The sequence below is a fragment of the Novosphingobium sp. SG720 genome (assembly GCF_012275365.1).
GTDB classification, from domain to species: domain Bacteria; phylum Pseudomonadota; class Alphaproteobacteria; order Sphingomonadales; family Sphingomonadaceae; genus Novosphingobium; species Novosphingobium rhizosphaerae.
The window spans coordinates 161,030-175,300 of record NZ_JAAZQN010000002.1 but is presented as its reverse complement, the minus strand read 5'-3'; the positions used below and the strand labels follow the sequence as shown (position 1 = coordinate 175,300).

14 protein-coding genes are annotated in these 14,271 nt (G+C 66.2%); 10 read left to right on the top strand and 4 right to left on the bottom strand.

Translation table 11 applies throughout. The features are described 5' to 3' along the window. Positions 1–17: 17 nt before the first annotated feature. The gene (locus FHW94_RS10185) at positions 18–440 is read right to left on the bottom strand and encodes a hypothetical protein (RefSeq protein WP_168555727.1); all 423 of its coding nucleotides are present in this window, start codon (positions 438–440) and stop codon (positions 18–20) included. A 162-nt stretch (positions 441–602) separates the two neighbouring features. Between FHW94_RS10185 and FHW94_RS10180 the strand changes: the two genes are divergently transcribed. Further along, on the top strand, positions 603–1,046 hold the full coding sequence (locus FHW94_RS10180; protein WP_168555726.1) for a CopD family protein: 444 nt from the start codon (positions 603–605) through the stop codon (positions 1,044–1,046). A gap of 248 nt (positions 1,047–1,294) precedes the next feature. Continuing rightward, a complete protein-coding gene (gene rho / locus FHW94_RS10175; RefSeq protein ID WP_168555725.1) occupies positions 1,295–2,551 on the top strand; it encodes a transcription termination factor Rho in 1,257 nt (418 codons plus the stop codon). Positions 2,552–2,730: 179 nt separating this feature from the next. Here the strand turns inward: rho and FHW94_RS10170 are convergent, their stop codons facing one another. Then, entirely contained in the window at positions 2,731–3,117 is a 387-nt protein-coding gene (locus FHW94_RS10170) for a nuclear transport factor 2 family protein (protein WP_168555724.1), read from the bottom strand. Between the two features lie 209 nt (positions 3,118–3,326). Here FHW94_RS10170 and FHW94_RS10165 point away from each other — a divergent pair, with 209 nt between their 5' ends. The 7 genes from FHW94_RS10165 to FHW94_RS10135 all read left to right on the top strand — a co-directional run bounded on the left by FHW94_RS10165 (position 3,327) and on the right by FHW94_RS10135 (position 10,568). Beyond that, complete coding sequence (locus FHW94_RS10165; RefSeq protein WP_210425602.1) at positions 3,327–3,596, top strand: DUF6489 family protein; 270 nt, start codon at positions 3,327–3,329, stop codon at positions 3,594–3,596. 33 nt (positions 3,597–3,629) lie between these two features. Then, entirely contained in the window at positions 3,630–4,934 is a 1,305-nt protein-coding gene (gene mnmE, locus FHW94_RS10160) for a tRNA uridine-5-carboxymethylaminomethyl(34) synthesis GTPase MnmE (protein WP_168555723.1), read from the top strand. Between the two features lie 172 nt (positions 4,935–5,106). Then, positions 5,107–6,960 (top strand): tRNA uridine-5-carboxymethylaminomethyl(34) synthesis enzyme MnmG, encoded by a 1,854-nt coding sequence (gene mnmG / locus FHW94_RS10155; protein WP_168555722.1) that lies wholly within the window; start codon positions 5,107–5,109, stop codon positions 6,958–6,960. After that, positions 6,957–7,652, top strand: coding sequence for a 16S rRNA (guanine(527)-N(7))-methyltransferase RsmG (gene rsmG, locus FHW94_RS10150; RefSeq protein WP_168555721.1), 696 nt, complete (start codon positions 6,957–6,959; stop codon positions 7,650–7,652). The genes mnmG and rsmG overlap by 4 nt, the downstream gene beginning before the upstream one ends. Beyond that, complete coding sequence (locus FHW94_RS10145) at positions 7,649–8,425, top strand: AAA family ATPase (protein ID WP_168555720.1); 777 nt, start codon at positions 7,649–7,651, stop codon at positions 8,423–8,425. The genes rsmG and FHW94_RS10145 overlap by 4 nt, the downstream gene beginning before the upstream one ends. Further along, a complete protein-coding gene (locus tag FHW94_RS10140; protein ID WP_168555719.1) occupies positions 8,422–9,384 on the top strand; it encodes a ParB/RepB/Spo0J family partition protein in 963 nt (320 codons plus the stop codon). Before FHW94_RS10145 ends, FHW94_RS10140 begins: the two co-directional genes overlap by 4 nt. A gap of 254 nt (positions 9,385–9,638) precedes the next feature. Then, positions 9,639–10,568 (top strand): nucleoside hydrolase, encoded by a 930-nt coding sequence (locus tag FHW94_RS10135; protein ID WP_168555718.1) that lies wholly within the window; start codon positions 9,639–9,641, stop codon positions 10,566–10,568. Positions 10,569–10,572: 4 nt separating this feature from the next. On the opposite strand, the gene FHW94_RS10130 is transcribed toward FHW94_RS10135, so the two are convergent. Beyond that, a complete protein-coding gene (locus FHW94_RS10130) occupies positions 10,573–11,052 on the bottom strand; it encodes a GAF domain-containing protein (protein WP_168555717.1) in 480 nt (159 codons plus the stop codon). Positions 11,053–11,124: 72 nt separating this feature from the next. Between FHW94_RS10130 and FHW94_RS10125 the strand changes: the two genes are divergently transcribed. Then, positions 11,125–12,585 (top strand): PQQ-dependent sugar dehydrogenase, encoded by a 1,461-nt coding sequence (locus FHW94_RS10125; protein WP_168555716.1) that lies wholly within the window; start codon positions 11,125–11,127, stop codon positions 12,583–12,585. A 92-nt stretch (positions 12,586–12,677) separates the two neighbouring features. Here FHW94_RS10125 and purH read toward each other — a convergent pair whose 3' ends face one another. Beyond that, entirely contained in the window at positions 12,678–14,267 is a 1,590-nt protein-coding gene (gene purH, locus FHW94_RS10120; RefSeq protein ID WP_168555715.1) for a bifunctional phosphoribosylaminoimidazolecarboxamide formyltransferase/IMP cyclohydrolase, read from the bottom strand. Between the last annotated feature and the right edge of the window lie 4 nt (positions 14,268–14,271).

The window sequence follows — 14,271 nt, the reverse complement described above, 5'->3', positions numbered from 1 at the left end:
AACGCGGATGCGAAGGATCAGGCGATCGGCAAGGCCGGCGGGGCCCTTGCCGGCGGCCGCGCATGGGCCAAGGCCGCTAGGGCGAGCGCTTTGGCGCGGTGCGGTGCCAGCGGTGTGGCAACCCCGACCGGCAAGGGCAGGGCCACAGGCTGCGCGCCACCGATCAGGGCATCGGCCAGCACGCCGAACGCGCAAGGGCCGGGGTTGGTGCTGCCGTCGGTCTTGTGCGGATCGCGCGCCGCGCGGGCGTCCGGCTTGAGCAACACCGTGCGGAGCGTCGCGGGGCCATTGCCATCGCACAGCGCCACCACGATGCCGCGTGCGCCATCGGGCACCGGCATCATCCCGGGTGGGATCAGCACGCGCAGTCCCAGCACCAGCGCCAGGACCACCAGGCCCAGGCGCGGATGGCGCATCAGCAATTGCCGGCCGGCCTGCACGCGTGGTTTCCCCCTTCGATGCCGTGCTGCATACCCCAGCGGGCAAGGTTCTTGCAATCAGGCCGGCAAAGGCCGAGATGCCATGGGGCCGTTTCGGCGCGTGTTGCGTTCCCTGTCGAAAGGCCGTTCCAGTCCCTTTGCGCAGACGGTAAAAGACCCCTCATGCTCCAGGTGCTCTCGATGCTCTATCTCTGGCTCAAGGCCGGCCACGTCATTTTCGTGATCTTCTGGATGGCGGGGCTGTTCATGCTGCCGCGCCTGTTCGTCTATCACCAGGAAACCCCGGTCAATTCGCCCGACAATGCGCGGTGGACCGACCGCGAACGCAAGCTGATGAAGATCATCATGGCACCCAGCGTGGCGGTGGTGTGGATTCTGGGCCTTGCCATGGCCATCACCGGCGGCTGGTTCACACAAGGGTGGCTGCATGCCAAGCTGCTGCTGGTGGTGGCGCTCACCGGCTATCACATCTGGCTGGCGCGCTATCACCGTGCCCTGGCGCGGGGCGAACGCCGGTTGACCGGCAAGCAATTGCGCCTGCTCAACGAAGTGCCCGGCGTGCTGGGCGCGATCATCGTGATCCTGGTGATCATCAAGCCTTTCTAAGCAAACAGGAAAGCCTCCTCCTCTGAAGAGGAGGGGGTTTGAGCGTGGCCGACGCCATGCGCTGGCGCTGGCCGCAACCCGGCCCCAGATCACCATTCCTCAATTGACGCGGCCCCATTCCCGGCATAACGCCGCTGTCGACCGGCAAATCATGCAATCGCGCCCGTCGCGATTGACGGCCTGCTTTCCCCAAGCCCATCGGCCCGCCGGCCATTTTCCAGCCTAATTCCGCTGACGGAACACACGAAATGCATCTTAAAGAACTCAAAAAGAAAACCCCTGCCGAGCTGGTCGAAATGGCCGAAGAGCTGGGCGTGGAAGGCGCAAGCACGATGCGCCGCCAGGACCTCATGTTCGCCATCCTCAAGGAAGTGGCCGAAGATGGGGAAGAAATCCTCGGCATCGGCACGATCGAAGTGCTGCCCGATGGCTTCGGCTTCCTGCGCAGCCCCGAGGCGAACTATCTGGCCGGGCCGGACGACATCTACGTCTCGCCCAACCAGGTCCGCAAGTGGGGCCTGCGCACGGGCGACACGGTGGAAGGCGAAATCCGCGCGCCCAAGGACGGCGAGCGCTACTTTGCCATCACCCGCCTGATGAAAGTCAATTTCGATGATCCCGACGCCGTGCGCCACCGCGTCAACTTCGACAACCTCACCCCGCTCTATCCCAACGAGCGCCTGAAGCTCGACACGCTCGATCCCACGGTCAAGGACAAGTCCGCCCGCGTGATCGACCTGGTCAGCCCGCAGGGCAAGGGCCAGCGCGCGCTGATCGTGGCGCCGCCGCGCACCGGCAAGACCGTGCTGCTGCAGAACATGGCCAAGGCGATCACCGACAATCACCCGGAAGTGTTCCTGCTGGTCCTGCTGGTCGACGAACGCCCCGAAGAAGTGACCGACATGCAGCGTTCGGTGAAGGGCGAGGTCATCTCCTCCACCTTCGACGAACCCGCCACGCGCCACGTCCAAGTGGCCGAAATGGTCATCGAAAAGGCCAAGCGCCTGGTCGAACACAAGCGTGACGTGGTCATCCTGCTCGACTCGATCACCCGTCTCGGCCGCGCCTACAACACCGTGGTCCCGTCCTCGGGCAAGGTGCTGACCGGCGGTGTGGACGCCAACGCCCTGCAGCGCCCCAAGCGCTTCTTCGGCGCCGCGCGCAACATCGAGGAAGGCGGCTCGCTCTCGATCATCGCCACCGCGCTGATCGACACCGGCAGCCGCATGGACGAAGTGATCTTTGAAGAATTCAAGGGCACCGGCAACTCGGAAATCGTGCTCGACCGCAAGGTCGCCGACAAGCGCATCTTCCCCGCGCTCGACGTGGGCAAGAGCGGCACGCGCAAGGAAGAACTCCTCGTTCCGCGCGACCAGCTCGGCAAGATGTGGGTGCTGCGCCGCATCCTCATGCAGATGGGCACGGTCGACGCGATGGAATTCCTGCTCGACAAGATGAAGGATTCCAAGACCAACGAAGACTTCTTTGCGACCATGAACCAGTAAGCTTTCCAAAGCTTTGCTGCGCACAAAAAGGCGGGAGGCCCCAAAGGCTTCCCGCCTTTTTGCGTCTGGGGACGGCGGGCTTCGGGCAAGCTCAGCCCGAACGGGGTTTCAAACATCATACCCATTCCCGTTCGCCCTGAGCCTGTCGAAGGGCCAGAGCCAACGCCCGCATAACAACCTCAGTCGTCTTCCAGCGCCTCGGCCATCTTGCGCCACAGCAGGTCCGCCGCCGCAAAGGGCCGCACCAGAACCTTGAAATCGATGATCCGGCCTTCAAGGTCGAAGCGCAGCAAGTGCACGCCGTTCACCGCCACACCATCCAGCGTGGCTTCGAATTCCAGCGCCGCTTCGGGCCCATCGACCAGTTCGCGCACATAGGCGAGCCCACCCTGGCACAAGGCGCCACAGGCGGCTGAAAGGTGCAGGCACACCGCCTGGTGGCCCACTTGCGGGGTGTGCAGCACCGGAGAATGGAACACGGCATCTTCGGCCACGAGTTCGGCCAACAAGTCCTGCGGGCATCCGGCCAGCATCGCGCGGTGCCAGGCGGCCAATCCAAGCTGCATGATCTGTCTCTCCCCTGCAAGAAGGGCCATCGCGCAGTCATCGCCGTGCCCTTCGTGTTCCACGTGAAACAACGCCCGTGCTGGCGCATTGATCCGTCGCAACGGCGTTGATCGATGCGCTTGCCAATTCGGTGGATCTCCGGCTTGGCGCGCCGCTGCGACTATGACACTTTTGCCGCACAAGCGTGACACGTTCGGAGAGCCAAGCCATGAAAGTGAATGTCGAAATCGAATGCAGCCCGGAGGAAGCCCGGCGCTTTCTGGGCCTGCCCGATGTGTCGCGCGCCAACGATGTCTATGTCGATGCCTTGGCCAAGGCGATGCAGGGCGTGAGCAGCGTCGACCAGTTGCAGGGCTATGCCAAGCAACTCGCGCCAATGGGCGAAATCGGCCTCAAGCTGTTCCAGCAATTCATGGAACAGGGTGCCGGCGCCGCAATGGCTGGTTTCAAGGCGGGCATGAGCGGCGACAAGAAGTAGGCGTGCCTTCTGCCGCGTGATAAGCGGCGGGGCATGAGCGAGAACTCTACCATATTCGCCCTCAGTTCCGGGGCACCGCCGGCTGGCATCGCCGTGGTGCGGATCAGCGGGCCACAGGCTGGTGCTGCACTCGTGGCGCTTTCGGGCCAGCTGCCCAGCTCACGCCGGGCAACCTTTCGCCGGCTGGTCGATCCCATCGACGGCAGCCTGCTCGATGCGACCATGGTGCTGTGGCTGCCTGGCCCACAGACGGCAACCGGGGAGGACAGTGCCGAGCTTCACCTCCACGGCGGGCGGGCTGTGGTTGGCGCTGTGCTTGCAGCGCTGGGCCGCCTGCCGGGGTTGCGTGGCGCGCAGGCGGGAGAGTTCACCCGGCGCGCGTTTCTCAATGGGCGGATCGACCTGAACGAGGCCGAGGGCCTGGCCGACCTGCTCAGTGCCGAAACCGAATTGCAGCGACGCAGCGCTTTGGCCATGGCCGATGGCGCGCTGTCGCGTCGGGTGGAGGATTGGCGCCAGGGCGTGCTCACGCTGTCGGCCCAGCTTGAAGCGCTGCTCGACTTTTCTGACGAGGATGACGTGGGGGAAGGGGGCGCGCTACTGCCGGCGGGCTTCGGCGATCGCACCGCTGACCTCGCCACCAGTATCGCAGCTTGGCTTGATCGGCCGCGCGCCGAACCGCTGCGCGAAGGCTTTCGCGTGGTGCTGGCCGGGCCGCCCAATGCCGGCAAGTCCACCTTGTTCAACGCGCTGGTGGAATCCGAAGCGGCGATCACCGCCGCCGAGCCCGGCACCACGCGCGATGTGTTGACCCGCAGCGTCGCCATCGATGGTGTGCCGTTTACGTTTGCCGACACCGCCGGCCTGCGTGAGGAAGGCGCGGGTGAGATCGAACGGATCGGCATCGCGCGTGCCCGTGCGGAAGCGGCGAAGGCCGACCTTATCCTGTGGCTCGGTCCCGAGGGGGAAGGGCCGCAGGGCCTGGCGCTGTGGGAGCTGGCCGCCCGCGCCGACGATCCTGCCGCCCCCGCCAAGGCCAGCCCCCGCCATCGCCTGTCCGCCCATACCGGCGAAGGCGTCGACGCGCTGCGCCGCGATCTGGTCGCGCACGCGCGTGCGAGCCTGCCCGCGCCGGGGGAAGCAGCGTTGAACGCGCGCCAGCACGATCTTCTTGTCCAAGTTCATGCGGCGCTCACCGCCGCGCGGGACGAACGCGATCCTCTCCTCGCGGCAGAGCAACTGCGCCTGGCCCGCCGCGCGCTCGATGCGCTCACGGGGCGGGCCGGGACCGAGGACATGCTCGATGCGCTGTTCGGTCGGTTCTGCATCGGCAAGTGAGACGGTGGCGCAAGGGGCTTCGACAAGCTCAGCCCGAACGCGGTTCGGGGGAAATTCTACCCTTTCTCTTCGTTCGCCCTGAGCCTGTCGAAAGGGCACCAGACCGAGCCCGACATTGTTCCACGTGAAACACAAGTTTGACCCCAGCCACGCAGAGCGTTAGGGCAGGGGCATGCATTCCTTCGATATCATCGTGGTCGGCGGCGGTCATGCCGGCGTCGAGGCGGCTTGCGTGGCTGCCCGGATGGGCGCGCGCACCGCGTTGGTGAGCTTCGATCCTGACAAGATCGGGGCGATGAGCTGCAATCCGGCGATCGGCGGGCTGGGCAAAGGACACCTGGTGCGCGAAGTTGACGCCTTCGATGGCGTCATCGCGCGGGCAGCCGATGCCGGGGCGATACACTATCGCATGCTCAATCGATCGAAGGGCAGTGCCGTGCAGGGGCCGCGCGTGCAGGCCGACCGCAAGCGATTCAAGGCCGCGGTCCAGGCCGTGGTCAACAACCAGCAAGGCCTTACCGTCGTGGCGGGAGAGGCCGCGGCGCTCCGCCTGGTTGGCGGTAACGTAACGGGCGTTACGTTATCAAATGGGTCCATTTTGGATGGATCGGCCGTCGTGCTGTGCACGGGCACGTTCCTGGGCGCCCGTCTGTTTCGCGGCGAGCAACGAATGGAGGGGGGCCGCATCGGCGAAGACGCTGCACATCGGCTGGCCGCGCAATTGCGTGATGCCGCCTTGCCGATGGCGCGGCTCAAGACCGGAACGCCGCCCCGCCTCGACGGCCGAACGATCGATTGGTCGCGGCTGGAGGAACAGCACAGCGACGCCGATCCCTGGACGATGTCGCCGCTCAGCACAACGCGCCCGCTGCCGCAGATTTTTTGCGGGATCAGCCGCACCAATGCCGGCACGCACGATATCATTCGCGGCGGGCTGGATCGCTCGCCTTTGTTCACCGGCGCGATCGGCGCACGCGGCCCGCGCTATTGTCCGTCGATCGAGGACAAGATTCACCGCTTCGCCGACCGCGACAGCCACCAGGTGTTTCTGGAACCGGAGGGGCTGGACGACCATCTCGTCTATCCCAATGGGCTGTCCACTTCGCTGCCGGCCGATGTGCAACTCGCGATGATGCGCTCGATGGAGGGGCTGGAGCAGGTGGAGATCGTCGTGCCCGGTTATGCCGTGGAGTACGATCACATCGATCCGCGCGCCTTGCGGCCCAGCCTGGAAGTGCGCGCGATGCCAGGCCTCTATTGCGCCGGGCAGATCAACGGCACCACCGGCTACGAGGAAGCGGCCGCGCAAGGGCTGGTGGCCGGGATGCATGCGGCGGCGGCGGTGCTGGGCACGGCGCCTGCGCAGCTTGATCGCGGGTCCAGCTATATGGCGGTGATGATCGATGACCTGACGCTGCATGGCGTCAGCGAGCCTTATCGCATGCTCACCGCGCGGGCCGAATATCGCCTGCGCCTGCGTGCCAACAATGCCACTACCCGTTTGACGCCATTGGCGCTGGCGGCGGGCTGTGTTGGACCGGAGCGCCGCGCCTGGTTCGAGCGGCGTCTTGACGCGCGCGGGCAACTGGAAGCGGCGCTGGCGCAGGAGACCACGCCCAGCGAAATGGCGCGGGCTGGTCTGGCCGTGCGCGCCGATGGTGCGCGGCGCAGCCTGATGGAATGGCTGCGCTTCCCCGAAGTCAACCTGGCGGACCTGACGCCATGGCTGGGTGACGCCATGCCCGCCGATGCCTTGCTGGTGGAAGAGGTGGAGGAAGACGCCGCCTATGCCCCCTATCTGGCGCGACAGGAAGCCGAGCTGCGTGACTTGCGCGCCAACGAGAATGTGCCGCTGGGGGAGGGCTTCCCCTATGCCCAAGTGCCGGGGCTTTCCGCCGAGATGGTCGAGCGGCTGAGCGCAGCCCAGCCCGAGACGCTCGCGGCAGCCGGGCGGCTGGCCGGGATCACCCCGGCGGCGCTTGCCAGCCTGCTGGTCCACGCGCGCCGTCGCATGGTGGCGGCATGACCGCCTCGATCACGAGCGAGGCCGAGGCGCAGGATTGGCTGCGCCAGACGCTGGGCGCCGATGACGCCACCATGGCGCGCCTGGCCCGGCTGGTCGATCTGCTGGTGGAAGAGAACGAGCGCCAGAACCTGATCGCGCGGGGCACGATCCCGATGGTGTGGCAGCGCCACATTGTCGACAGCGCGCAGCTGCTCGCTGTTCCACGTGAAACATTGCCCGCCGGTTCTTGGTTGGATCTGGGTACGGGTGCGGGTTTTCCCGGGCTGGTGATCGCTGCGCTGCAGCCCGAACGTCCGGTCACGCTGGTCGATTCGCGCCGGCTGCGCACCGAGTGGCTGTCGCGCGCGGTGCAAGCCTTGGGGCTGAATCGGGTGCAGGTCGTGCTGGCGCGGGTGGAAGACTTGCCCGATCAAGCCCATGCGGTGCTTTCCGCGCGCGCATTTGCGCCGCTTGACAAGTTGCTGACGATTTCCGCGCGTTTTTCCACACCGGAAACGGTTTGGTTGCTGCCAAAAGGGGCGAAGGCCGCGCAAGAATTGGCTATACTGCCCCAAACCTGGCGCCATGTGTTTCACGTGGAACAATCGCTGACCGATCCCGCCGCCGGTGTGATCGCCGGCCGCTTGCTGGGTGGCCATCCCCCGAAGCCTGCCCATGCGGGTGGTGCTTCCCAACGAGGCTCCCGTCGATGATCACGATCGCCATTGCGAATCAGAAGGGCGGGGTGGGCAAGACCACCACTGCTATCAATATCGCCACGGCCCTGGCTGCTACGGGCTGGAAAGTGCTGCTGGTCGATCTCGATCCCCAGGGCAACGCCTCCACCGGCATCGGCCTCAACGCCGCGGATCGGGAGCGGTCTTCCTATGACATGCTGATCGATGGGGCAGGGGTGGCCGAGTGTGCCGTCCCCACGCGCATTCCCGGGCTGGATATCATTCCTGCCACGGTGGATCTGTCGGGCGCGGAAGTGGAACTGGTCAGCGTGGACGATCGCACCGGCCGCCTGCGTGCCGCGCTTTACCGCGATACCCAGCACGAAATCTGCCTGATCGATTGCCCGCCCAGCCTTGGCTTGCTGACGCTCAACGCCATGGCTGCGGCCGATAGCCTGCTGGTGCCACTGCAGTGCGAATTCTTCGCGCTGGAAGGGCTTAGCCAGCTTTTGCAGACTGTGGAGCGCGTGCAGGAACGCTTCAATCCCGATCTGGGCATCCTGGGCATCGTGCTCACCATGTACGACCGGCGCAACCGCCTGACCGACCAGGTGGCCGACGACGTGCGGTCGTGCCTGCGCGATCTGGTGTTCGAATCGGTGATCCCCCGCAACGTGCGCCTGTCCGAGGCGCCCAGCCATGGGCTGCCGGCGCTGATCTATGACCACGCCTGCTCGGGGTCGCAGGCTTACATGAAACTGGCGCGCGAGCTGATCGGGCGCCTGCCGGAACGGAGGAAGGCGGCATGAGCGGCGAAGAGGGCGTCAAGGCACCGGTGAAGCGCGCCGCACTTGGCCGGGGGCTGGGCGCCTTGCTGGGCGAGACCCGGCGCGAGGAGTCGCTTGTCCGTCCGACGGCACCGGCCGGCAACGGGGCAGGGGCTTCCGCTGCGGCACCGGCTCGTGCCACCACGGGCGTGGCGCTGCTGTCAGTCGCTGAAATCGAGCCACACCCCGATCAGCCGCGCCGCCATTTCGACGAGGAAGCGCTGGACGAACTGGCGCAATCCATTGCCGCGCGCGGGGTGATCCAGCCGGTGATCGTCCGCCCGATTGCCGGGGGGCGCTATCAACTGGTGGCCGGCGAACGCCGCTGGCGCGCGGCGCAGCGTGCCCGCGTGCACGAAATTCCCGCGATCGTGCGCCAGTTGGACGAGCGCGAAGTGACCGCGCTGGCCCTCATCGAAAACCTCCAGCGCGAAGACCTCAACCCGGTGGAAGAGGCCCGCGCCTATCAGCGCCTGTCCGACAACGACGGGCTGACCCAGCAGGAAATCGCCCGCTTCGTCGACAAGTCGCGCAGCCATGTGGCCAACCTCATGCGCCTGTTGTCGCTGCCCGAAGAAGTGCTCGACATGGTGCAGCGCGATGACCTGTCGATGGGTCATGCGCGCGCGCTGGCCGTGCTGCCCGATCCGCTGCCGCTGGCGCAGGAAATCGTGGCGAAGGGCCTTTCGGTGCGCGATGCCGAACGCATGGCCAAGCGCGCGACCAAGCCCGAGGCCGGCCCCCGCCGCGCCCGCGCCGAACGCGATCCTTCCGACAGCGCCGATATCGCTGCGGTCCAGGCCCATGTGGAGGAATTCCTGGGCCTGAAAGTGACGATCAACGCCGATACCGATCCGCGCACGGGCAGCGTGGTGATCCGCTACAAGACGCTCGACCAGCTTGACCTGATCTGCCAGCGGCTGACCGGCGGGGCGATCTGATCCTGCGGTGATCGTTGCGGTCATGCGGAATTTTGCAACGCTGCGTCGATTTCATTGTGTTTGATTGCACAGGATGAAACCTTCAGGTTCGCATGGTGAACTGCCATCGAACCGGAAGGCCATCCTGCATGGGGCTGCTGCGGCCATTGATCGGGCGGCGTGGTGCTGCCCTTCTGCTGGGCTTGTGCCTGGCTCTGGCGGGGAATGCGGGGGCGGCACAAACGCCATCGTCCGCGTCCCCCGAAAAGATCATCATGGATGCCGATTTCGGCATCGACGATGCCATGGCGCTGATCCTGCTGACGCGGCGGCCGGATGTGCAGTTGCTGGGCGTCACCACCGTGTTCGGCAATGCGCAGATTGCCGATACCACGCGCAATGCCTTGTTCCTGAAAGACTATCTGGGCTTTTCCGCGCCGGTCGCGCGCGGCGCCGCCAAGCCGCTGATCGGCCCCACGCCACCGCCGCCAGCCTGGATTCACGGCGCCAATGGCCTGGGCAACTATGTCATGCCCGCGCCCCATGCTGCGCTCGATCCACGCAGCGCGCCGCAACTGATCATCGATGTGGTGCGGTCCCACCCCGGCGAAGTGACGATCCTGGCGGTGGGCCGCCTTACCAACCTGGCCGCCGCACTGGCCATGGCGCCGGATCTGCCGCGCCTGGCCAAGCGCGTGGTGATCATGGGCGGCGCCTTTGGCTATAATTACCAGGGCGCGCGGCAGGGCGCCAATCCGTTCACGGTGGCAGAGGCCAATATCGGCGGCGATCCCGAAGCGGCCGATGAAGTGATCAACGCGGGTTGGCCGGTCACGCTGGTGCCGCTTGACGTCACGATCCGCACCGTGATGGACCGCGCTTACCTTGACGCGCTATCGGGCCAGGACGGCGCGCTGATCCGCGCGATCACCCGGCAAACCTATCTCAGCCCCAAGGGCACCATGCCCGTGCACGATTCCAGCGCGGTGTTCTATGCCCTGCGCCCGGCTGCCTATACCACGGTGGAAGGCGTGGTGCGGGTGGAGCCAAGCGGCGGGCCAGGCGCGGGTGTGACGCTGATGGAACCGCCCGGCAGCACCGATGCTGGCTTTGCCGGGCATGGCGCGATCAAGGTGGCCACGGGCGTGGACGCACCCGCCGTGCTGGCCTTCTATGCCCAAACCTTGCGCGAAGGCGGGCACTGAGAGATCAGATAGCGTCGGCCAGGATCGCTGCCAGCGTCTCGATCCCGCGGGCGTCCGCCTCGTCGAAGCGGGCGATGGTCGGGCTGTCGAGATCGATCACCCCGATCACCGCGCCATCGCGCTTGATCGGCACCACCAGTTCCGAGGCGCTGGCCGCGTCGCAGGCGATGTGGCCGGGAAACGCGTGCACATCGGCCACCAGCTGCGTTTCGCCGGTTGCGGCGGCGGCGCCGCACACCCCCTGGCCCAGCGGAATGCGGATGCAGGCGGGCTTGCCTGCGAACGGCCCCAGCACCAGTGTATCGCCCACCAGGCGATAGAACCCGGTCCAGTTGCAATCGGGCAGCGCCAGGGCGAGCAGCGCGGCGACATTGGCCATGTTGGCCACGCCATCGCTTTCGCCATGGATCAGCCCGCGTGCGGCGGCGGCCAGATCGGCATAGAGCGTGGGCTTGTCGGCGGCATCAAAATGAAAATCGTACATGGCCTTGGTCTCTAGCCGATTTCCCGCAAGCTGTCATTGCAGCGAAGCGCTGGCCGCCCTAGTTTGCAGCCCATGAGCACCTTCAAGAAGTTCCTGATCGCCCTGGGCTTGCTGCTGATCGCGATTGCTGCGTTCCTGGTATGGGCCATCCGTGGCCCCGCCGCGCAATATACCACCGACGAAACCTCTGGCCCCCATCCCAAGATGGCGGAGCCTTCGCCGCAGATCATCCCCGGCATCGGCATTGCCAAGCCGGTGGGATGGCAGGCGGGCGAAACGCCGGTGGCGGCGCAGGGTCTGGTCGTTACGCGCTTTGCCGATGGGCTAGACCATCCGCGCACGTTGGCCGTCCTGCCCAATGGCGACGTGCTGACCGCCGAAACCAACGCGCCTGCGGGCGATCATGGCGGCGGGGGGATCACCGGCTTTGTGGCGGGCATCCTGTTCAGCCAGGCCGGCGCGGGCGAACCTTCGCCCAACAAGATCGTGCTGCTGCGCGACAACGGCACGGGCAAGGCGGCGCAGCGCGTGGTGATGGAAAACCCCGCGCTCGATTCGCCGTTCGGCATGGTCTGGCGCGAAGGGCGGCTCTATGTGGCCAACCACAATGGCGTCGTGTCGTGGCCGTTCCAGCCGGGGCAGACCAACCTGCCGGGCAAGCCGCAAAAGCTGATGGACCTGCCGCCGGCCGGCATGCACTGGGCGCGCAACCTGGCGCTCAGCCCCGATGGCCAGCGGCTCTATGTTTCCGTGGGCTCGGGCACCAATATTGCCGACAACGGCATCGATGCCGAAGCCGATCGCGCCGCGATTTTCGAATATGATTTCAGCTTGCGCCGCGTGCGCCAGTTTGCCGGCGGGATGCGCAATCCCAACGGCATGGATTTCAATCCCTACACCGGTGAACTGTGGGCCGTGGTCAACGAGCGCGACATGCTCGGCCCCGATCTGGTGCCCGACTATCTCACCAATGTGCCGCTGGGCGCGCAATATGGCTGGCCCTGGGCATACTGGAAAAAGAACATCGACTGGCGCGTGAACGAGCCGATGCCCGAATACCTGATGGAATACGTGCGCAAGCCCGAATATGGCCTGGGCGCCCACGTTGCGCCGCTGGGCCTGGCCTTTGCGCGCGGTGGCAACACCCTGGGCGAACGCTTTGCCGGTGGTGCCTTCATCGCCCGCCACGGTTCGTGGAATCGCCGCCCGCTGGCCGGCTATGACGTGGTCTTCGTGCGGTTCGATAACCACGGCAACGTGCTGCCCGCGCCGCCCGCGCCGGTGCTCACCGGCTTCCTCAACAAGGATGGCAAGGCCCATGGCCGGCCCACCTGGGTGGCCTTTGCCAAGGATGGCGCGCTCCTGGTCAGCGACGACGTTGGCGGCGTGATCTGGCGCGTGACGGCGCCGGGCGCCAAGCCTGCACCGGCCATCACCCAGATCGCCGACCGCGTGCTGCCGCCCAAGCCGCCGATGGGCAAGATCCGCATCCAGGAAAACCCGGATTCGGTGCTGAACAAGCCGCAGCCGTAAGGTCTACACCTGCCGCAAGCGGGAGGGGGCTAAGAAAAAGGGGGGCGGTGCCGCACTGGCACCGCCCCCTTTTTTGTGTCCGAAAACCGCAATCAGTGGCGGAAGTGGCGCATGCCCGTGAACACCATGGCCAGGCCGGCTTCGTCGGCAGCCTTGATCACGTCTTCGTCGCGGATCGAACCGCCGGGCTGGATCACCATCGTCGCGCCGGCTTCCACCGCGGCCAGCAGGCCATCGGCAAAGGGGAAGAACGCGTCGGAAGCGACGGCAGAGCCGACCGTGCGCGCTTCGCTCCAGCCGTGGGTCTGGGCGGCTTCCTGGGCCTTGGCGGCGGCGATGCGGCTGCTGTCGCGGCGGTTCATCTGGCCTGCACCGATGCCGGCCGTCACGCCATCCTTGGCATAGACGATCGCGTTGGATTTGACGTGCTTCGCCACGGTCCAGGCAAACAGCGCGTCCTTCAGTTCCTGTGGCGTGGGTTCACGCTGCGTGACGACCTTGAGATCGTCGGCCGTGATGCGGCCGTTGTCGCGGTCCTGCACCAAGAGGCCACCGGCGATCGGCACGGTGACAAGGCCGGCGCGGTGCGCTTGCGGAAGTTCGTTCACCAGCAGCAGGCGCAGGTTCTTCTTGCGGGCAAAGGCATCGCGGGCAGCCTGGTCGGCGCCAGGGGCCACGACCACTTCGGTGAAGATCTCGCAGATCGCGTTGGCGGTGGGGCCATCGAGCGGCTGGTTGACCGCCACGATACCGCCAAAGGCCGAAACGCTGTCACAGGCCAAGGCAGCGTGCCAGGCATCGAGCAGGGTATCAGCGCTGGCCACGCCGCACGGATTGGCGTGCTTGACGATCACCACGGTCGGCTTGTCAGCAGCGAATTCGGCAATGAGCTCCAGCGCCGCATTGGCGTCGTTATAATTGTTGTACGACAGTTCCTTGCCCTGGATCTGCTCGGCCTGGGGCAGGCCAACCACAGTGGGGCGGCGCGGCACATAGAGCGCGGCGGACTGGTGCGGGTTTTCGCCATAGCGCAGCGTGGTCACCAGGCTGTGCGCGGCGGCCAGCGTCTGGGGGAAATGCTGCTGCTGGTCCACGGTGGCAAACCAGGTGGCAATGGCCGAATCATAGGCGGCCGTGGTGGCATAGGCCTTGGCCGCCATGGCGCGACGGAAGGGCAGGGTGGTCTTCCCACCGGTCTGCTCCAGCTCCGCAATCACCGTGGCGTAGTCGGCCGGATCGGTCAGGATCGTGACGTAATCGTGGTTCTTGGCTGCCGAACGCACCATCGAAGGGCCGCCGATGTCGATGTTCTCGATCACTTCCTCGCGCTCGGCGCCCTTGGCCACGGTTGCTTCGAAGGGATAGAGGTTGACCACGACCAGGTCGATCGCACCGATGGCGTGTTCGGCCATGGAGGCGGCATGCTCGGCGTTGTCGCGCACGGCCAGCAGGCCGCCGTGGACCTTGGGGTGCAGCGTCTTGACGCGGCCATCCATCATTTCGGGAAAGCCGGTCAGTTCGGAAATGTCCTTCACCGCCAGGCCGGCCTCGCGCAGGGCCTTGGCCGTGCCGCCGGTGGAAACCAGTTCCACGTTGCGCGCGGCCAGCGCCTGGCCCAGCTCAACAAGGCCGGTCTTGTCGGACACCGAAAGCAGCGCCCGCCGGATCGTCACATCGCCCACGTTG